Genomic DNA, 20,524 nt, shown 5'->3' with positions numbered 1-20,524 from the left:
GCATGAATACAAGTGAACTCGAAAAACAAGTTTACGATTTGCTGGGTAGCGTTATTGATCCAGAATTAGGTCGCTCTGTTACCGAATTAAATATGGTAACTGGAGTGCATGTGATAAAAAAAGCTGAAACTATTGATGCAACAAAGTTTGCTTATGATGTAGAAATAAATCTTGAACTTACTGTGCCAAATTGCCCTCTTGCAGAAGTGATTACAGGACGAGTTCAAGAAGTTATATCTAAATATCCTCAAGCAATACTCATACCGCACGTTAACGCTACTGCAATGAGTAAAACTAAATTAGAAAAGTTAGTTGCAGATTTAAAAGCTGAACGCAAAGAAAATCCATTTAATAAAGCTGGCACTCGCACGAGAATTTTTGCTATAGCTTCTGGAAAAGGCGGAGTGGGAAAATCTTCTATAACTGCTAATTTAGCTGCAACTTTTGCAGCATTAGGTTACGATACTGCAGCTATCGACGCCGATATTTACGGCTTTTCTTTACCGCGAATGTTTGGAGTTAATTCTCAACCAACAAATTTAAACGGAATGCTTATGCCTGTAGTTGCTTGGGGAGTAAAACTTATTTCTATTGGAATGTTTGCTGGAACCGATCGTGCTATTTTGTGGAGAGGGCCACGATTACAACGTTCTTTAGAACAGTTTCTTTCCGATGTTTGGTGGGGCAACCCCGATGTTTTACTTCTTGATTTAGCTCCAGGCACAGGAGATATGGCATTAGCTGTAGCGCAATCCTTACCAAACGTAGAGCTTGTTGTAGTAACAACTCCACAGCCTAGTGCATCAGATGTGGCAGTTAGATCAGGTCTTATGGCTTTGCAAATTCCTGTAAAAGTTCGCGGAGTTGTTGAGAACATGAGCTGGTTTGAAAATAACGGCGAGCGCTTAGAATTGTTTGGTTCAGGGGGAGGAAAGAGAGTAAGCGAACAACTTTGTAACGCTCTTGGCACTAATGTGCCTCTTTTAGCTCAACTTCCTTTAGATCCTGCGCTTAGAGAAACTGGTGAAGCAGGGCGACCTGCTGTTCTAACCGAAAATGGAAAATTGGCAGATTCTAATTTAGCTAATACTTTTATTCATTTAGCTAAATCTTTAATAAAAAACTCTTAAAAGCAAATAAATCTTAAAATACAGCCGAAAAATAAGTATGGGGTCGCTTGATTTTTAAGCAACCCCATACTTTTAATTAGTTATAAAACTAATTTACTTAACAGCGCTAAGCCACTGCTCTTTAGTAGCCTTTTCAGCTTCCAACTTAGCTTTACGCTTATTATCGGTTTCCTTAGCAATAGCAGCGTTAAGCTCTTCGAGTTGCGCTTCCAACTGTAAAGCAAAACTGGACTTACGAGCATTAGCTTCAGGATCAGCCTCACGCCAAGCAGCGTCTTCAACAGCCTTAATCTTTTTATCAACGTCGTTCAAGCGAGACTCAATACGACGCATATCTTCACGAGGAACGAAACCAATAGCATCCCATTCTTCCTGAATCTGAGACAAAGCCTTACGAGCCTTCTTAGCAGCTTCTTCATTTTCTACTGGCAACAAAGCCTCTGCTTTTACGAGCAAAGCTTCCTTCTTAGCAAGATTTTCGTGTTCTCCAGCATTAACCTTTTCACGGTCATTTTGACGAGCATGATAGAAAGCATCAGCAGCTTCGCGGAACTTAGCCCACAAAGCATCATCGTGCTGACGACCAGCATTGCCAGCTTTCTTCCAACGATCCATCAAAGCATTGAACTTCATAGAAGTTTCACGCCAATCTTTTGAATCTTTTAAGCTTTCAGCTTCTGCAATAATAGCTTCCTTAAGCTGCTTAGCAGTATTACGCACGTGCTCACGTTCTTTAACCCAAGAGTTACGAGCCTGAGAGAATGCAGAACGAGCCTTTGAAAAACGCTGCCACAAAGCATCGGCATCAGACTTATTTAAGTGAATAGTAGTACGCTGATGCTCCTGCCATTCGTCAAATAAAGCACGTAACTTATCGTTTAATTCACGCCAGTTTGTAGATTCATTCATTTGTGCTACTAACGATTCTGCACGTTCTACAATATTTGTACGTTCTTTCAAAGCTTTTTCTAGAGCTTCTTTTCGAGCTTTAGAGATTGCTTCCTTCTTTTCATTACCTTTTGCAGCCAATTCGGCGTGTCGCGCACGTAAAGCAGCAATATCGCCTACGGCAGCAGGATTTTCCAATTCAGCTTTCAAAGTATTAAGCGTTTCGTCAATTTCTTTTGCTTTTACATTGGAAGCTTCCAAGCGCTTAGCGAAAAGATCAAGCTTAATCTTCAAATCAAGATAACGATGAATATAGAAAGTCAACGCTTCTTCAGGAGTGCCAGTGGAGTATTGACCAACCTCACGCTCAACACCGTTTTCAGTAACGTAAACAGTGCCATTTTCATCAACACGGCCAAAGGTTTTTGCGGCTTTAATATCCTCTTCACTATAAGAAATGGTTGGTGCTTGAGCAACAACACGAGTCTTATGCGCGAAGCTTGCTGGAGATGGAGCAACTGGCTTTGGCGCGGTAGTAGTTTTAGTAGTTTCTTCAGGTTTAGACTGTTCGGTCACGGGACGACTCCTTACAGCAGATGCACGGTAACATTGTTACGAATAAGTATGACGGTAAGCCATGATTTTTCCGCAACACCACCTATTATAGTGGACATGGTACAAGGCTCATCAATATCGGGTTTCCCTGAATGGCTTCCTAGTGAACGCGCTGTTGAACAGCAAGTAATTGACACACTAAGAGAAGTGTTTGAACTCAACGGTTTTATTGGAATTGAAACGCGTGCAGTAGAACAGGGTTCAAGCTTATTAAAAAAAGGCGAAACCAGTAAAGAAATTTATTTATTATCGCGTTTACAAGAAGTTGGTCACGAATCCGACACTCCTGTAGAAGAACGCATTGGCTTACATTTCGATTTAACAGTTCCACTCAGCCGTTACGTCGTTGAGCATACTGGCGATTTGACGTTCCCATTTAAGCGCTGGCAAATGCAAAAAGTTTGGCGAGGGGAGCGTCCACAAGAAGGTCGTTTCCGTGAGTTTGTTCAAGCAGATATCGATGTCGTAGGAAATGGCGAATTACCTTCACACTACGAAGTTGAACTTCCACTTGTTATGGTTGAAGCTCTTGAGCGTTTACGTAAGTTTGGTCTTCCTAAGGCAACTGTTCATGCTAATAATCGAAAGCTTTCTGAAGGTTTTTATCGCGGTATTGGATTAAGCGATATCGAGGGAGTTCTTCGAGAAATCGATAAGCTAGACAAAATTGGCGCTGAAGAAGTATCCAAGCTTTTGGTAAAAGAATGCGGCGCTACGGCTTCTCAAGCTGATGCATGCTTAGAATTAGCTGAACTTACTGCCGAAACAGGAGATGAGTTGAAGTCTCGTTTCAACGAATTATGCGATAAGCATAATATTTCTCGAAGTGATGATAACGAGTCTTACGTTTTAGCTTCTCAAGGTGTTGAAACTCTTGCGATGATTGTAGACGAAGCAGCACGTATTCGCCCAGGCGCTGTTGTTGCTGATTTGAAGATTGCTCGTGGACTTGACTACTATACTGGTTCTGTTTACGAAACTTTCCTTGATAATGCAGCATCTCTTGGTTCAATTTGCTCTGGTGGACGTTACGATAATTTAGTTTCACAGGGCAAGAAGAAGTATCCAGGCGTAGGACTTTCAATTGGCATGTCTCGACTGCTTTCTTATATGCTTCACACTGCAGGAGCTACTGTTTCCCGAGTTTCTCCTGCTGCAGTACTTGTTGCAGTGTGGAATGAAGAAGATCGTCCTGCATGCAATGCTATTGCTAAAACTTTACGAGATCGAGGCATTGCAGCAGATGTTGCTCCTAGCGCAGCAAAGCTTGGTAAGCAAATAAAATATGCTGACAAGCTCGGCATTCCTTATGTGTGGTTCCCTGCTGATAGCACTGAATCAGAGTCATCTCACGATGAAGTAAAAAATATTATTACTGGCGAACAGGAAACCGCGGATGCCACGTCTTGGCAACCGGATACTGTTTATGCCCGGCAGACAGTTTCTTGCGCTAAATAATGTTCTTGCAAATTTGCTTGAATATTGTGCGCAAAATCATGTCAATAGAAACAAATGAATATATCAATTAGATTGTAGAGGAAGTGGACTTATGAGCCAGACGGCGTATCGCACACATCATGCCGTTGAAGTGACTGAAGAATTAGTCGGGCAAAAAGTAACCATCGCTGGTTGGGTTGATCGTCGCCGCGATCATGGTGGAGTTGCCTTTGTTGATGTCCGTGATAACACAGGCTTAGTGCAAGTTGTTATTTACGATGAAGAAACTGCACGACCATTGCGTAGTGAATTCGTTGTGCAAGTGACCGGCGAAGTTCGCTTGCGTCCAGATGGCAACGAAAACGATCATTTAGCAACCGGTAAAATTGAGATTGTTGCAGAAACTGTTACTATTCTCGCAAAGTCAGACGCTTTGCCATTCCAGGTTTCAACAGCTTTGGAAAACGAGTCCGAGAACAAGCTTCCAAGCGAAGATGTTCGTTTGAAGTATCGTTACCTTGATTTGCGTCGCCCATCTATGCAGCGCAATTTGAAGCTTCGCTCTGATATGGCTAAGGCTGCCCGCCATGCTTTGGAAGACATGAACTTTACTGAAGTTGAAACACCAACTTTCATTAAGTCAACTCCTGAAGGTGCTCGCGACTTCGTTGTTCCAGCACGATTGGTTCCAGGCTCTTGGTACGCACTTCCACAGTCTCCTCAGCTTCTAAAGCAGTTGCTCATGGTTTCTGGCGTCGAGCGCTACTATCAGCTTGCTCGTTGCTATCGCGACGAAGACTTCCGTGCAGATCGTCAGCCTGAGTTCACTCAGCTTGATATGGAAATGAGCTTTGCAAGCCAGGAAGATGTTATGGCTATGGCAGAGCGCGTTATTGCTGCTATTTGGAAGGAAGCTGGTCACGAGATTACTCTTCCTTTGCCTCGTATTACTTGGCAGGAAGCAATGGATAAGTATGGTTCCGATAAGCCTGATTTGCGTTTTGGAAACCCACTTATTGAGTTGACTGACTACTTTAAGAACACTCCATTCCGCGTGTTCCAAGCTTCATACGTTGGCGCTGTGCTCTTTAAGGGCGGTGCTGCAACTCCTCGTCGCCAATTTGACGCTTGGCAGGATTGGGCTAAGCAGCGTGGAGCTAAGGGATTGGCTTACGTTGTGTTTGGTGAAGATGGCGAGTTAAAGGGTCCTGTTGCTAAGAATCTTAGTGAAGAAGAGCGCGCAGGTCTTAAGGAAGCTGTTGGAGCAGAAGATGGCGATGCAGTGTTCTTCGCAGCAGGTTCTCGCGAGTCTTCGCAGCTTTTGCTCGGCGCAGTGCGCGTTGAACTTGCTAGCCGCGCAGGATTGCTTCACCCAGATGAGTTTGCTTTCACTTGGGTTGTTGACTTCCCACTATTTAAGCGCACTGATGATCCAGATGATGACGACGTTGCCGTTGGTCACTCAAAGTGGACTTCTATGCACCATCCGTTTACAATGCCATCTGCTGATTGGATTGATAAGTTTGATAAAGATCCAGAGCACGCTATGAGCGATTCTTACGATATCGTGTGCAACGGTAATGAAATGGGCGGCGGATCCGTTCGTATCCACCGCGACGATATTCAAGATCGTGTGCTTAATGTTCTTGGAATCGATAAGGCTGAAGCTGACGAAAAGTTCGGCTTCTTGCTTGAAGCTTTCAAGTATGGTGCTCCACCTCACGCCGGTATTGCTTTGGGTTGGGATCGTACTGCTGCAATTTTGGCAGGCGCAAGCTCAATCCGCGACGTAATTGCATTCCCTAAGGCTGGCGGCGGTCGAGATCCTCTAACCGGCGCTCCTGCTCCAATTTCTGACGAGCAGCGTGCTGAAACTGGTGTTGATTACGATCCAGAAGAAGACGAGTAAATAAAAATACTTGTAAAAAATGTTATTGACAAGCCGTTGATTGTTGATTTTATGATCACAATCAACGGCTTTTTTGTAACGTAAGAGTTACAAAACGTAACGATAGTGATAAATAGCCGTAACACAGATTAGCTAAACTTCTTGTTATGGATAAGCAAGTATCAAAGTCAAATCCAAACGCCGAGGATATGACTAATCGCACTATTTCAGTGCAAAAAGCGGCAAATCCCCTCGTAGAACTAAGTCATGTCGAAAAGCATTATGGAAAACTTCATGTGCTTAAAGACATCAATCTGACCGTTAACAAAGGCGAAGTACTAGTTATTATCGGTCCATCTGGTTCTGGTAAATCGACAATGTGTCGCACAATTAACCGTCTCGAAACTATTGATTCAGGTGACATACGTATTGACGGTGAGCCACTTCCTCAAGAAGGAAAAGAACTTGCAGCTTTGCGAGCAGAAGTTGGTATGGTATTCCAGTCCTTTAATCTTTTCGCTAACAAGACTATTTTGGAAAATGTTAATCTTGCCCCAATGAAAGTGCGCCATATGGATCAGCAAAGTGCTGAATCTCTTGCTATGGAATTGCTCACTCGAGTCGGAGTTGATAATCAAGCAAACAAAATGCCTTCACAACTTTCCGGCGGCCAGCAGCAGCGTGTTGCAATTGCTCGAGCTCTTGCTATGCAGCCAAAAGTTATGCTTTTTGACGAGCCTACATCTGCACTAGATCCGGAAATGGTCAATGAAGTTCTTGATGTCATGGTTGAGCTTGCAAAAGAAGGCATGACTATGATTTGTGTTACCCACGAAATGGGATTTGCACGCAAGGCAGCTGACAGAATTGTATTTATGGCAGATGGTCAAATTCTTGAACAAGGCACTCCTGAAGAATTCTTTGAACATCCAAAAACTGATCGTGCAAAAGATTTCCTTTCCAAGATTCTTACGCATTAATCTGCTTTTTTGTTTTATCTTTCAGTAAAAATTCTGAAACTTTAAAACAGTTCTTACGAAGGGAAAAGATATGAAAATATTACAAAATCGCATTTTTCGTGCGATACTAGCGATGCTTTGTACCGTATGCTGCGTTATGCCGCTTACAGCTTGCGATCGTAGCGATGGTAAAAAAGTCATACGCATTGGTATTAAATTCGATCAGCCTGGTATGGGTTTCAAAAAATCAGGAACTTACGTTGGATTTGACGTTGATGTTGCTAAGTACGTTGCCAAAAAGCTCGGCTATTCAGAAGATCAAATCGTATGGAAAGAATCACCATCTAAACAGCGTGAAACAATGCTTCAAAACGGTGATGTAGATATGATTGTTGCAACATATTCCATTACTGACGCTCGCAAGAAAATGGTTTCGTTTGCAGGACCTTACTTTATTGCCGGTCAGGATTTGCTAATTCGAAAAGATGAGCATAAAGTAAGCGGTCCAAATGATTTGGACGGAAAGCGTTTATGCTCAGTTTCAGGCTCAACATCTGCAATTGCTATTAAGGAGCGTTACTCTTCAAAGGTACAGCTTATGCAACAGCCTGGTTATGCAGAATGTGCAACTGCATTATTCTCAGGAATTGTAGATGCTGTAACTACCGACGACATTATTCTTGCTGGTTTAGCAACCGCTTCTCGAGGTCGTTTAAAGCTTGTAGGCAAGCCATTTACCGCAGAATATTACGGAATTGGTATTAAAAAAGGAAATACAGGCTTAGCTAAGAAAATTAATGCAGCCTTAAAAGACATGATTCGTAACGGATCATGGAAAAGAGCTCTAGACGACAATTTACGAGGCACTGGCTTTAAGCCGAACGCAAAGTATAATCCGCCAATTCCTCAAGAAGGAGAGAAGTAATATGCAAGATTTTATGCAGCTATTTACCTCCTACAATATTCCAGGAGCATTCTTGGTTAATATTGAAATAACTTTATGGAGTGTACTTTTTTCATCAATTATTGGCGTAATTCTTGTTACTATGCGCATTTGCCCTGTTTCATCATTACGCATGATTGCTACAGTTTATGTTGAATTGTTTAAAAACATGCCACTTACCATCATTATGGTTTTCATGGTTTTAGGCGTTTACGCTCAGCTTAAGATAGGATTCTCCTCAATTTTTGAAGTGAATTTCTTCTGGCTGGCAGTTGCCGGATTGTCGCTTTATACTGCAGCATTTGTTTGCGAATCATTGAGATCTGGTCTTAATACCGTGCCTGTTGGTCAAGCAGAAGCTTGCCGCGCCCTTGGATTAAATTTCTTCCAATCTGCAACACAAGTAATTCTTCCACAAACTTTCTGCGGTTCAGTAGCACCATTAGGTAATACATTTATTGCTTTGCTTAAGAATTCTACAGTTGCTGCTGCAGCATCAGTTGCCACTGAGACTTCAACAATGATGAGCGAAATGATTGAGAAACATGCAGATTTGATTGTTCCAATCTTCTTAATTTTCGCTTGCGGATACATTATGCTCATCATTCCTATCGGCATTTTGACTACTTATTTGTCAAATAAACTTGCTGTGAGAAGGTGATAACAATGGCTAAACAACGTGAACAATCATTATTATTCGATGCTCCAGGTCCAAAAGCTCTTAAGAAAATTCGCATAGCTAATATTATTGCCGGTTGCATTTTTGTTATTTGCATTATTGCTATTCTCGTTCGTTTGAGCAATCCTCCAGAGGGAGAAAACCAACTTTCTTGGACGCTTTGGAATCCTGCACTCGAATCTGAGGCCTGGGTTGATTTTTATCTTCCTGGATTATGGATGACACTAAAAGCATCGTTACTTGCAGTAGTTGGTTCTATTGTATTTGGCTTATTCTTCGGACTTTGCCGTTTACTACCTAATTTTATTATTCGTAGTATTTCCGCAATAGTAGTAGAATTTTGCCGCGCAGTACCAGTATTGATGCTTATGATTTTCTTGTGGAGAGCATTCGCACTTTCTGGTATGAAAGAATCATCATACTGGGCTGTTGTTTTGGCACTGATTATGTATAACGGTTCTGTTGTTGCAGAACTTGTTAGATCAGGTGTTGGCAACTTGCCAAACGGTCAAAGAGAAGCTTCACTTGCATTAGGATTGAGCGAGTACCAATCATTGACACAAATTGAAATGCCTCAGGCAATTATTGCTATGATGCCTGCAGCAGTAACTCAGCTTGTAGTTGTTTTGAAGGATACTGCACTTGGTTCAATTATTATGTACACTGATTTGCTTCAGGAATCGCGCAGACTCGGATCAATGTACTTTAATATTTTGCAAACATTAAGCGTTGCAGCAGTAATATATTTCCTTATTTGCTTGGCATTGTCTTGGTTTGCACAATGGTTGCCATCGCACTTGAAGAATCGAACTGCCGCTCCAACAGAACCAGAGCCTGTTGCTCCAATTGCTATTATGGATCCTTCTAATGTGAACCAAATGGCAGTTGCTAGCGAAGTTAAAGAGCTTCCTTATGGCGGTACTCCACGTAAGTATCACGTACATCATCGCGGTACGAACGCTTCTATTCACCATTGGCGCCACACTCGTTACTTGCAAGGCTACGACGAGCATCATCTAAAAACTGGCGATGAACCGGAAGAAAATGATGACAACAATGCAGAAAATAACTAAATTTCATATTTAGTGGTGTTTAGTAGCAAATTTTCTCATAAGCGCAGTCGGTATTTATTATTGGCTGCGCTTATTATTTTCTATCTTGCAATTTCTAACTTTGGTAGAATCATAATAGTATTTCAAAATAACCGTTAAAAGCAATATTTGCGCAGCAACGCACAAATCGCTAAACTATTAAGGTCACATGCATACGAGGAGGCTTTTACATGGATGACGCGTTTGAGTTGTCCGCTGCAAAGATGCGCGAACAAGGCATGAGCGAAATTGCTATTGAACAATTTAAACACTTATATAATGCTTGGAATTTAGATAAATCAGGGGATAAGTCTGCGGAGTTTATTCGCGAGAGCACGGTTGAGCCTATTAAAAGCGTTCCAACTTTCCACGAAATTTACGAAACTATTGATCACGACAAAGCTGTTAACGCATTCGCAAAAACTGCTTTTATTAAATTAAATGGCGGTTTGGGAACATCTATGGGCTTGTCTTGCGCAAAATCTTTACTACCAGTTCGTAGGCATAAAGCTCGCCAAATGCGCTTTATTGATATTATTATTGGACAAGTTCTTACAGCTCGTCAACGATTAGGAGTTAATCTTCCGCTTATTTTCATGAATTCTTTCCGCACGTCTCATGATACTTTGCAAGTACTAAAACGCAATCGCAAGTTTGTGCAAGACAATATTCCTGTAGAAATTATTCAACATCAAGAACCAAAATTAGTAGAGGAAACTGGAGAACCGGTTTCTCACAAGGAAGATCAATCTCTTGAATGGTGCCCTCCAGGTCACGGCGATATTTTTTCAACTCTGTGTGAATCTGATTTATTGCATACTCTTAAAGAAAATGGAATTGAGTATTTGTTTATTTCAAATTCTGACAATTTAGGTGCTAGACCGTCGCGCACTCTTGCTCAACATTTTGAAAATACTGGCGCACCTATCATGATTGAGGTTGCGAAGCGAACTCAAGCAGATCGTAAGGGCGGTCACATTGTTAGGGACGCGAAAACAGGAAGACTAATGCTACGAGAAATGACACAGGTTCATCCTGAGGATCGTAGAAGCGCACAAAGCATTAAAAAACATCCATACTTCAACACAAATAATATTTGGGTTCGTGTAGATGCTCTAGAAAAAAAGTTAAAAGAGCACAAAGGGATTTTGCCTTTGCCTGTTATTTTTAATCACAAAACTGTTGACCCAACTGACGAAAGCAGCACTCCGGTAGTGCAATTGGAAACAGCAATGGGAGCAATAGCTTCACTTTTCGATGACGCAATTTGCGTAGAAGTTGATCGCATGCGTTTCTTGCCTGTTAAAACAACGAATGACTTATTTATTATGCGATCAGATAGATTCCATCTTACTGATTCATATGAAATGGAAGATGGTAACTATATATTTCCTGATATTGATTTGGATCCACGTTATTACAAAAACATCAATGATTTCAACGAAAGATTCCCATATTCTGTTCCAGCTTTAGCTGCTGCAAAATCAGTAACTATTAGGGGAGATTGGACATTTGGAAACCAAGTTTCAATGTTTGCTGACGCTGTTTTAGAAGATACAGGAGAACCAAGTTATGTGCCAAATGGAGAATTCGTGGGACCGCAAGGAATTGAACCAGACTCTTGGGTTTAAAGCAGATTTCTTGCAAATATGCGATTTTTATTGATAGTAAATAAAATTATCTATAAAAAAGTTATATGGCGTGTCGCGAAAAAATGGCGTATTTTCAACGTTGTTGATGTTCGTGTGAATAAAAAATATATAATTATTAGAAGTTTTTTAAAAAAATGTCCACACGTACCGCAAAACACCATTAAAATAGAAAAGGTGTGCGCAATATTGCAACACAAGTTTTGCTGCATTTCGTAGTCGCTTGTATGCAAGGCGCATAAGTAAATTGATACAAACATGATACGTGAGGACTAATGGTAGAAGGAAGCAACGGAAGGCGACGTTTTTCCGACAAATGGGGCAAACACGAGTTAGATGTACTCGCTGTATTGTCTTCCGCATTCCCGCAATGGCTGACTTCGCGTCAAATTGCACAGCGCGTAAAGGCATATGCAGATTCATACGGTGAGCTTGCAGATCAAGCAGCTAAAGCAGCATTCGCAAAACAGTTCCAGCGAGATCGCGCAAAGCTTGCTGCTATGGGTATTGCAATAGAGTCTAGGCAGCCAGAATATTCTTCGAAGTCCGAAGGTCAAGACTTTGCGTCTTATCGTTTGCAATTAGGCGATGAGCCTCGCGTACGTTTACGTTTCGACCAATCTGAATTACCAGTTTTAGCTGCAGCAAATTATCTTGCTCGTTCAATGTCTATTTCTTCTCTTGATTCAGGTCAACACGGGCAACAGCGCACCTCTCGCACTGCTCCTAGAGTTCCACAAACTCCTATTCCTGGCTTAGGATTAGATTCAATCGCACCTGGTCTTGGAACACAGATGCTACCTGATTCATTGGTAAAAGTTATTGATTCTCGCAGATTTGCCGCAACTGTGGATGTCGATGGTGAACATTTAAACGTTGCTTATACTGATGCTGACGATTTAGCGATGTTTGTGCTAGAACATCCTGGATCTAGCGTAGTAAGCCCTCAAGAAGCAGTTGATGCTTTCCATCGCCGTTTGCACGCAGCAGTTAATTTTGCTCAATATGACGAAAATGAGCAAAAAGATGAAGAAGGTGCTATACAAGAAGCGCAAAATATTGAAGAACAAAATAGCAACACTGATAAATCGCATACCAAAAAAGGCTCTTCATTCCAAACTGGAAGTGAAGTAGATCGTAGGCTTCGATTGATGCTTTTCTTGTCTGCTCATCTTGGAGAGGAATTCCCATTAGACGAGCTTGCTGAGCGTTTTATTGGTAGACCAAAAAGCGATGATGAACTTCGTCGATTTGTTACAATTCTTCACAAGGATATAAATACTCTTACTACTGTTTCTGACGATGGGGAAATGGCCGGAAGTCAATTCTTTGATATAGATTGGACTCTTCTTGAGAACGAGGGAATTGTTTCTGCTACTAACTCTTTAGGATTGGAAAGACTTGCTGGAATTTCACAGCAATATTTGAGCATGCTTACTGCGTCTGCTAATTATTTGGCGCATTCCTTGCTTTTGCCTATTGAACAGCGCACACAAGCTGAATCCTTGTATAAGCGTCTTCGCCGTCATGTTCTTCCTGGTCAAACTCCATGGCTGAGTTTAACAGGTTACGAAATTGAGCCTCGAAATTGTTCTATTGTTCGTAGTGCTATTAACTCTGGATCTTTACTAGATATGGAATACACTGACGGGGCAGGACGTATTCGTCGCAAGATTGTTGCACCGTCGAAGATTTACGTTGATGAAGGCGTTTACTATGTTGCAGTATGGACTGATGTAGAGCAGCAAACACCAGAAGATAAACGTGAATTTGTTGCTAAAGATACGACAATTAATAAAGCGAATGGATTGCCTCGCATTTGGCAAGTTCTTCGCGTAGCACGTATTGAACGTGCAGAAGTTGTAGAGCCTGTATCTCAAGTTAAAATTCCAGATGTGCCAGTTAGTGAACTTCGCAAGTGGAGCTTTGATAACGGAACTGAAACTTGCTTCATTACCGATGAAACAGAATTGAACTTTTTGAAGAATCTTTCTGGAGCCACTATGGAAACTTGTGGCAGCGGAGTAAAAGTCCATCTTACTGTTTCTTCTGATTCATGGTTCGTTGCTTTTTGCATTGCTCACGCACGTCATATTACAGCTGTTGCTCCTGAAACATTGCGCAGTATGATTATTGCTCGCGCTCAACGTGAATTAAGCGTTAATCACGCTGATAATGCGAATACAGAGGAATAACAATGCCTTGGTGGATTTGGCTACTCATAACAGTTTTTATGCTGATAATGGTAGCGCTAGGAGTTGTTATTGTCGTTTTAAGCGCAATAAAAATAGCTAAGGTCTGTTTTGGTATTTCCGAAAACGTTTCTTCTAGATTTGAACGTTTGCATGAACCAAATAAAGAAGATAATGAAAATCCTCGAGATCCATTATTTACACTTCCTATTAAAGATGCAACGAATCGATATGAGCGAACGCACACAAAAGTTATTGAGCGTCATCAAAAAATTCGCGAAAATCACCGTAAAATATGGCAGCATTGGGATAAAAAATCTCTTCGCGAAGAAGACATTCAGCTATAGCATATAAGAAAGCGACTAATACTTTTTATGTCTCATTTATCACAGAAAAAAGACTGCAAAAATAAATCAGGCAATCCAACTGACTGCAATGAGAATGATGTAGTATTATCTCCTTCACAACGTTTCGCAGCTTTTAAAAATACAATGAAGCACGAGCACTCGATGGCATCTAAATTTGAGCGTTCTTTGTCTTTTGAACTTGATGATTTTCAACTTGAAGCTATTGATGCACTAGAAAATGACAATAATGTTTTAGTTGCTGCTCCTACTGGAGCTGGTAAAACTGTTGTTGCGGATTTTGCTGTATTTCTTGCGCAAAATCGCAATGTAAAAGCTTTTTACACAACGCCTATTAAAGCTTTAAGTAATCAAAAATATCACGATTTCTGCGAACTATACGGCTCAGACAGAGTAGGGTTATTAACTGGAGATACTTCTGTAAATCCTGAAGCAGACATTGTTGTAATGACTACTGAAGTTTTAAGAAATATGCTTTACGAGCATTCGATTACGTTGCAATCCTTAGGTTTTGTCGTTCTTGATGAAATTCATTATCTTGCAGATAAATTCCGCGGAGCTGTGTGGGAGGAAGTTATTATTCACCTTCCGAAATCGGTGAAAATTATTGGGTTGTCTGCAACTGTTTCAAATGTTGAAGATTTTTCTGCATGGCTAGAATCAGTGCGTGGAGAAACTCATTTGGTTGTCGACGAACACAGACCTGTGCCTTTAGAAAGACATGTTGTTATTCAAGAGGATTCTGCAACTGAGCCTGAGTTACTCGATTTATACGACCATGACAATAATGGAAACGTAACTAAGCGCGTTAACCCTGCATTGACTAGGAAACTTAATGAATTCGAGTACCGAGCTCGTCGCCGTAAAGAATCTTACAGCGATAGCAAATACCGTTACAGAAAAGGTAAGAAACACAGAGTTAACGGGGGAGTTGCACAGTTAGATAAATGCGCGAAACGACATACTCCTCGCCGCTGGGCTGTTATTGACGAATTAGATTACCTAGGAATGCTGCCAGGAATTTATTTTATCTTCTCTCGTTCCGGATGCGATCAAGCTGTTCAACAATGTTTAAACGCAGGATTAATACTTACCTCTGATGAAGAAATGTACGAAATACGTAAAATTGTCGACAGTATGGTTGCAAATCAACTTTCTAAAGAAGATTTACACGCTTTAAGCTTTGAACGTTTTCGTTTTGCTCTCGAACAAGGATTTGCAGCACATCATGCCGGTATGATTGCATTATTCCGTCACATTGTTGAAACACTATTTGAACGCGGACTTATTAAAGTTGTTTTTGCAACAGAAACACTTGCTTTAGGCTTAAATATGCCAGCTCGAAGCGTTGTTGTAGAAAAGCTAGTAAAATTTGACGGCACTGGGCATGTACCTCTTACGCCTGGAGAATTTACGCAACTTACAGGTCGTGCTGGAAGACGTGGAATTGACGATATTGGTTACGCAATTCTTGTAGATCATGCTGATTTCGTCCCTCAACAAGCTGCAGCACTTTCTAGTAAACGCGTATACCCGCTACATTCCAGCTTCGTTCCTACGTTTAATATGGCAGTTAATTTGCTGAACTCAAGCGATGCAGACACTGCTAGAACAACACTAGATCGTTCTTTTGCTCAATGGGAAGCTAATGCTTCTGCTGAACGTTTACATAATCGCATGAACGAACTTGAAACAGCTCTTAAAGGCTATGAAGAAGCATTCCACTGCGAACATGGAGATTTTGCTGAATTCTTACAATTACGCATGAAGCTTAAAGAAGCTCAACACGATCAACGCCGTAAACTTAAACATACTTTATTCCGCACAGATGCAGAACGCACAGCAGCGTTTAAAGCGTTGGATGATGTTATTGCAAATCTTAGAGAAGCTGAGCGAACGCATCCGTGTGCAGGTTGTGCAGATATTCAACAACATTTGCGTTGGGGCTACCATTGGATTAGAGAACATAAGGAACTTGATCAAGTACGTGAACGCTACGAATCTCGTACTGGTTCTGTTGCTAGAACTTTTGACCATATTTGTGACGTATTGTACAGTTTGGATTATTTACAATCTGAAGATTCTTCACAAAACCAAATTTTGCACCTTACTGAGCGCGGTCAATTGTTAAGAAGGTTGTATAACGAACTAGACATTGTATTTGCTGAAGCTATTTGCGAAGGAATTTTTAATGATCTTTCGCCGCTTGAATTATTATCGTGCTTGTCTGCATTAGTTTATGAATCTAGAGGACCTGCAGGGGGAGAACCTAGACGATATCCAGGCGGCAAGGATGGCGCGATATTTAATACAGTATTGCGAATGAAAGAATTATTTATGCGTACTAGCGCATTATGCGCAGACGCTCATTTGCCAGCGTTAAGACCGCTTGAATTTGGTGCTGTAGATATTATGTACGATTGGGCTAATGGTGCTGATCTAGCTGAAATTTTGCGCAATACCGACAGCACTGGAGGAGATTTCGTGCGTCAAACTAAACGTCTTATTGATTTACTTACTCAACTTTTTGCAACAGGAGAATATTTACAAGCTATAGATGGCGTAGATAAAAATCTTGCTTCATGCGCTTATGAAGCTGCAAAACTATTAAACCGTGGAGTTGTAGCATACTCAGATGTATAAGTATGAGCATATACAAATAAAATGCATGTATTTTGTATATATAAATCGTTTTTATATATATAGTCCGTGCAATTCGGTAATTTTATAAAGTACTACACAAGGAGATACTATGGCAGAACGCAGTTTACGCGGTATGAGCATTGGTGCGAAATCATTGGAATCTGACGATAATGTAGATTTCGCTGCACGAAATGATGTTGTGTATGTGTGCCCAAAGGGGCATCGCACGATTCTTCCTTTTGCTCAAGGCGCAGAAATTCCTGAAGAGTGGGAATGCCGCTGCGGCACGATTGCACATCGCGAAGGCGACGATGATCGCCCAGATGATGATTTCAACAAGCCGTCTAGGACGCATTGGGATATGCTGCTTGAACGTCGTAGTGAAGAAGAATTAAAAACTTTACTAGACAAGCGTCTAAAAATGCATCATGAGGGCTGGATTCCTGACTATGAGTGAATTCTCAGTGTCTTCAGGATGTACTAGTCGTCACATTATTCTGCTTGATCTTGATGGCACATTAACAAAGTCAGATGCTGGTATTATTACTTGCGCAAAGCTTGCATTGAAAGAGTTGAAACAGCCTATTCCGGACGATGCTGAAATGCACCGTTTTATAGGTCCTTCAATTTTAGAATCTCTTCAACGCAATAATGTGCCTGAATCGCTGCTAGCAAAGGGACTTGCTACGTATCGCAAGTATTATTCTGAAGTAGCAACTTTTGATGATCCTAATAATCCTGGTACAAAAATTTCAGGATGCCTACTTAACAAAGTATACGATGGAATACTTGAGCAACTCACAAAACTTCGTGAAGCTGGATATTATTTAGCAACCGCATCTTGCAAGCCAGAATATCAAGTAAAGCCTATTTGCGATTATTTTGGTTTAACGAAGTATCTTGACGGAATTTATGGCGCGAGTAAAGATATGTCGCGTATTAGCAAAACTCAAGTTATTCGTTATGTTTTTGATGTGATTGATTACAATCCAGAAAAAGGCGACAGAGCTTTGATGGTTGGCGACCGTTGGACTGATGCTGATGGAGCAAAAGATTGCGGCTTGGATTGCTTGGGATGCGCATGGGGTTATGCTGAGCCTGGAGAGCTTGAAGCACACGGATCTTACAGAATTATTGATAGCGTAAGCGAATTAAGCACTGCAATTTGCGAATATTTCGCTTAATCTAATCAGAATTTTTGTCGTAACGGCTTTTTCTTTACACGTGCGTAAAGTTTCGGTCGGATTTTAGTGAGAAAACGACAGTTTCTTTACAACGCTGCACAGTTTCTGCCGGTTGAGCTTATTATTTGACTAGATTTACTTGATATTTATCCGATAATGTACGTTATGTCAAATTAGAGATAAATAATCAAACACAACCAACAAAATCTCAACTACTATCAAATAATATCCCTACGATACTTCTTACTAAATAATCTAAGACTTGCAACTTCGGTACGCACAAAATAGCATTGCAAAAATATTGACAAAAATAAGCGCGATAATAATCACATATGACGTAATCAGCGTTGATCTCATTAATAACCAATAATCATCGCGAACAAATCCAAAATCGCGAACAATATGTAAAAGCATGTACGCAAGCATTGCGCAAGGAAGCCCACAACAATGCGTAATAACAATACTCCAAGGCATTAAACCAATAGAATTTCTCTTATTACTATTGCTAATACTATTTGCCTTCAAATAAGCATTTTTTCGAAATTTTACTAAAAAACGCACGCAAGCAAATAAACTATAGAAAAACAATGATACTGAAGCAAACCAGCAAATAACAGCGATAATAACAACTACAAACATGCCATTATCCCCACGTTTCCTGAACAAGACTCCATGAGTTTGAAGATGTATGAGAAGTAGGTTTTGAATAAGATTTGCGAGTAGACTTACTACTTTTTTCTTCAACTTGCGTAGCATCAACAGAATTTTCAGAAGATAAGTCCTCTTCAACTCTAGAAACAATGCGGCCAACAGCAATAGCAAATACTGCTAAACCAGAAGCAAGCATACTACGCATATTATCTTGATTCTCATCGCACTCTTGAACAGATTGACCATCACAAATAATAGTCATATTTCTCAAACGCTCTTCTGAGTATCGATTAAGAAAAATAATAGCCGTAGTAACATTAACTAAATTAACGCCAGCATCAAGCAGCCTTTTAGCTACAGCCATAATCGCAATATCCTTAAAAGAATACAAACGACGAGAACCAGAACCGCTAGATGCATGAATTGAAGGCTCTATAATGCTTTTACGAGCCCAATAATCGAGTTGCCGGTAAAAGTAATACCGGCAACCTTCATAGCGACACTACCACGGTATCCTGAAGCGTGATCAGCAGACAGAGAAAAATTAAAAAGCTCCCCCTGTACTGCGTTAATCACATTATCGGACTGTGACTGCGTCATGTGCGAAAAATACCAGTCTGAATTTGCCAATCATAATTTCATCGCCATTATGCAGCACTGATTCATCAACACGTTCACGATTTACATACGTACCATTTAGACTTCCAGAATCTGAAATGCTAAACACGCCATTATGGCGCTTAAACACTGCATGAGCACGCGAAACAGTAGAATCATCTAACAAAATATCAGCATGCGAATCGCGCCCAACTGTTACTAAGTCTTCATCGAGAAGATAGCGAGAACCAGACACTGCTCCCCTAGTTGAAATCAACAACGCAGTACCAGGACGTAGTTTCGCTATAGTATCAAAATCATCCTGCTGCATAGGACGATCTGAAGTTGTATTCATTGGAATATGAATAGCTGGCATACCAATAATAGTGGTTTCGCCAGCTGTAGGAATCGGTTCAGTCATACTTGCTATTCTACCTTGTTACTCGACTGGTTTTGCATATTCGTACTGTTTTGGTTCGCGTGTCGAAGTAATTTCTACCTCATCAGGCACTGAAACCATTACAGAAGAACCAAATTTAATTTTTAAACGCGACCCAACACCGCCTGCAATATTAACAGCATTTTGCAAATTCTGAGGGTCACCAATTGCTTTCACAATATAAGGAGGATCAATCATAATATTGTCACATATAAGACCATGCTTAGTTTGTGAAATATAGCTTGAAGTAACTATTCTCACACCGTTAATAGACATAACTTCTACGCCAGCATTTCGCAATTCCTCTATTAGCTGAAACATCGTAGCGGCATCAATATTCTCTTTTTCACCTGCGGTAATGTGAACTACAATACCTTTACCTACTGCCGGCAGACGTCCAGAAATAAGACCATTTGCTTGAGCATTCTGCTGAGCAATGCGACGAGCTTCATCTTGTTTATCTACTGCTTCACGCAACGAATTAAGCTGACCTGTTAATTCACTTTTTCGGCTTTCCAAACTCTGAATTTGAGAATGAGTTTCTGTAATAAGACGTGTCAACTCCTCTTCACTCATTGTTTCATACAAAAGTGAGTTACTACGATTAACTTGAATCATGTACGCAAAACCTAATAAAGCGCAGAGCAACATCATTAAAAAGCCCGTAAATATACGCGCCCGCGTCACATGACCACTTAGTGAAGATTTTACTTTACGATGAACTGCTGGGAAAGATCCAGTTTGAGTTTCATCACTTTCACGATCATGCGCTTTTTGACGACGCATTTTATGAAGAATATCATCACCTTGTGGAGAATGAGAAAACATTGAAACCATATGCTAACTCCTGAAGATGAAACGACGAATTGCAGAAACGTTAGAGAAAATACGAATTCCTAAAACAACGATAACTGCAGTTTGTAATTGTGCACCTACACCAAGCTGATTTCCAAGTAAAACAAGCAACGTAGCTGCTATAACGTTTGAGAAGAATGAAATAACAAAAACTTTATCCGAAAAGTTTCTCTCAAAATATGCACGTGCGGCACCAAGCAACGCATCTAGTGCTGCAACGACCATAATAGGTAAATAAGGCTGAATGACAATAGGAATATCTGGATGAACAACAACTCCAATTAATACTCCCAAAATTAATCCAAAAATCGCTGCCATG

General features: G+C 40.7%; 18 protein-coding genes and 1 pseudogene. 13 read left to right on the top strand and 6 right to left on the bottom strand.

The annotated features are described in order from the left end of the window. Positions 1 to 2 precede the first annotated feature (2 nt). A complete protein-coding gene (locus HXT40_RS03165) occupies positions 3 to 1,130 on the top strand; it encodes an Mrp/NBP35 family ATP-binding protein (RefSeq protein WP_410310389.1) in 1,128 nt (375 codons plus the stop codon). A 93-nt stretch (positions 1,131 to 1,223) separates the two neighbouring features. Here HXT40_RS03165 and HXT40_RS03160 read toward each other — a convergent pair whose 3' ends face one another. Further along, positions 1,224 to 2,594, bottom strand: a complete 1,371-nt coding sequence (locus HXT40_RS03160; RefSeq protein ID WP_012914186.1) for a DUF349 domain-containing protein — start codon at positions 2,592 to 2,594, stop codon at positions 1,224 to 1,226. 96 nt (positions 2,595 to 2,690) lie between these two features. Here HXT40_RS03160 and hisS point away from each other — a divergent pair, with 96 nt between their 5' ends. The 12 genes from hisS to HXT40_RS03100 all read left to right on the top strand — a co-directional run bounded on the left by hisS (position 2,691) and on the right by HXT40_RS03100 (position 17,663). After that, positions 2,691 to 4,091, top strand: coding sequence for a histidine--tRNA ligase (hisS, locus tag HXT40_RS03155; protein WP_041160579.1), 1,401 nt, complete (start codon positions 2,691 to 2,693; stop codon positions 4,089 to 4,091). Positions 4,092 to 4,182: 91 nt separating this feature from the next. Beyond that, entirely contained in the window at positions 4,183 to 5,979 is a 1,797-nt protein-coding gene (gene aspS / locus HXT40_RS03150) for an aspartate--tRNA ligase (protein WP_012914188.1), read from the top strand. 146 nt (positions 5,980 to 6,125) lie between these two features. Further along, entirely contained in the window at positions 6,126 to 6,938 is an 813-nt protein-coding gene (locus HXT40_RS03145; protein ID WP_410310388.1) for an amino acid ABC transporter ATP-binding protein, read from the top strand. A gap of 70 nt (positions 6,939 to 7,008) precedes the next feature. Further along, the gene (locus tag HXT40_RS03140) at positions 7,009 to 7,842 is read left to right on the top strand and encodes a glutamate ABC transporter substrate-binding protein (protein ID WP_033888434.1); all 834 of its coding nucleotides are present in this window, start codon (positions 7,009 to 7,011) and stop codon (positions 7,840 to 7,842) included. A gap of 1 nt (position 7,843) precedes the next feature. Next, a complete protein-coding gene (locus HXT40_RS03135) occupies positions 7,844 to 8,521 on the top strand; it encodes an ABC transporter permease subunit (RefSeq protein ID WP_004108938.1) in 678 nt (225 codons plus the stop codon). A gap of 5 nt (positions 8,522 to 8,526) precedes the next feature. Then, the gene (locus HXT40_RS03130; protein ID WP_004108936.1) at positions 8,527 to 9,612 is read left to right on the top strand and encodes an amino acid ABC transporter permease; all 1,086 of its coding nucleotides are present in this window, start codon (positions 8,527 to 8,529) and stop codon (positions 9,610 to 9,612) included. Positions 9,613 to 9,821: 209 nt separating this feature from the next. Further along, complete coding sequence (locus tag HXT40_RS03125; RefSeq protein ID WP_410310387.1) at positions 9,822 to 11,261, top strand: UTP--glucose-1-phosphate uridylyltransferase; 1,440 nt, start codon at positions 9,822 to 9,824, stop codon at positions 11,259 to 11,261. A gap of 293 nt (positions 11,262 to 11,554) precedes the next feature. After that, the gene (locus HXT40_RS03120; protein ID WP_410310386.1) at positions 11,555 to 13,474 is read left to right on the top strand and encodes a helix-turn-helix transcriptional regulator; all 1,920 of its coding nucleotides are present in this window, start codon (positions 11,555 to 11,557) and stop codon (positions 13,472 to 13,474) included. Between the two features lie 2 nt (positions 13,475 to 13,476). Next, positions 13,477 to 13,818: a hypothetical protein gene (locus HXT40_RS03115; RefSeq protein ID WP_012914192.1), complete on the top strand. Its 342-nt coding sequence runs from the start codon at positions 13,477 to 13,479 to the stop codon at positions 13,816 to 13,818. Between the two features lie 27 nt (positions 13,819 to 13,845). Further along, positions 13,846 to 16,479 carry a DEAD/DEAH box helicase gene (locus HXT40_RS03110; protein ID WP_410310385.1) on the top strand — a complete coding sequence of 878 codons (2,634 nt, stop codon included), beginning with the start codon at positions 13,846 to 13,848 and terminating at the stop codon, positions 16,477 to 16,479. Between the two features lie 109 nt (positions 16,480 to 16,588). Further along, positions 16,589 to 16,936: an RNA polymerase-binding protein RbpA gene (locus HXT40_RS03105; protein ID WP_004106625.1), complete on the top strand. Its 348-nt coding sequence runs from the start codon at positions 16,589 to 16,591 to the stop codon at positions 16,934 to 16,936. After that, on the top strand, positions 16,929 to 17,663 hold the full coding sequence (locus HXT40_RS03100) for an HAD hydrolase-like protein (protein WP_410310384.1): 735 nt from the start codon (positions 16,929 to 16,931) through the stop codon (positions 17,661 to 17,663). Before HXT40_RS03105 ends, HXT40_RS03100 begins: the two co-directional genes overlap by 8 nt. A 255-nt stretch (positions 17,664 to 17,918) precedes the next feature. Here the strand turns inward: HXT40_RS03100 and HXT40_RS03095 are convergent, their stop codons facing one another. The 5 genes and pseudogenes from HXT40_RS03095 to HXT40_RS03075 all read right to left on the bottom strand — a co-directional run bounded on the left by HXT40_RS03095 (position 17,919) and on the right by HXT40_RS03075 (position 20,523). After that, positions 17,919 to 18,188: a hypothetical protein gene (locus tag HXT40_RS03095; protein ID WP_421777327.1), complete on the bottom strand. Its 270-nt coding sequence runs from the start codon at positions 18,186 to 18,188 to the stop codon at positions 17,919 to 17,921. Positions 18,189 to 18,426: 238 nt separating this feature from the next. Then, positions 18,427 to 18,875 (bottom strand): annotated as a pseudogene (locus tag HXT40_RS03090) (MerR family transcriptional regulator); the annotation flags it as partial. Between the two features lie 16 nt (positions 18,876 to 18,891). Continuing rightward, positions 18,892 to 19,332: an FHA domain-containing protein gene (locus HXT40_RS03085; protein ID WP_004106618.1), complete on the bottom strand. Its 441-nt coding sequence runs from the start codon at positions 19,330 to 19,332 to the stop codon at positions 18,892 to 18,894. Between the two features lie 18 nt (positions 19,333 to 19,350). Continuing rightward, complete coding sequence (locus tag HXT40_RS03080; protein ID WP_004574263.1) at positions 19,351 to 20,187, bottom strand: DUF881 domain-containing protein; 837 nt, start codon at positions 20,185 to 20,187, stop codon at positions 19,351 to 19,353. A 3-nt stretch (positions 20,188 to 20,190) separates the two neighbouring features. Beyond that, entirely contained in the window at positions 20,191 to 20,523 is a 333-nt protein-coding gene (locus HXT40_RS03075; protein ID WP_004106615.1) for a small basic family protein, read from the bottom strand. Position 20,524 lies beyond the last annotated feature (1 nt).

The sequence above is a fragment of the Gardnerella sp. DNF01180P genome (assembly GCF_049244205.1).
GTDB lineage: Bacteria > Actinomycetota > Actinomycetes > Actinomycetales > Bifidobacteriaceae > Bifidobacterium > Bifidobacterium swidsinskii.
This window is presented reverse-complemented; position numbering and strand designations above follow the sequence as displayed.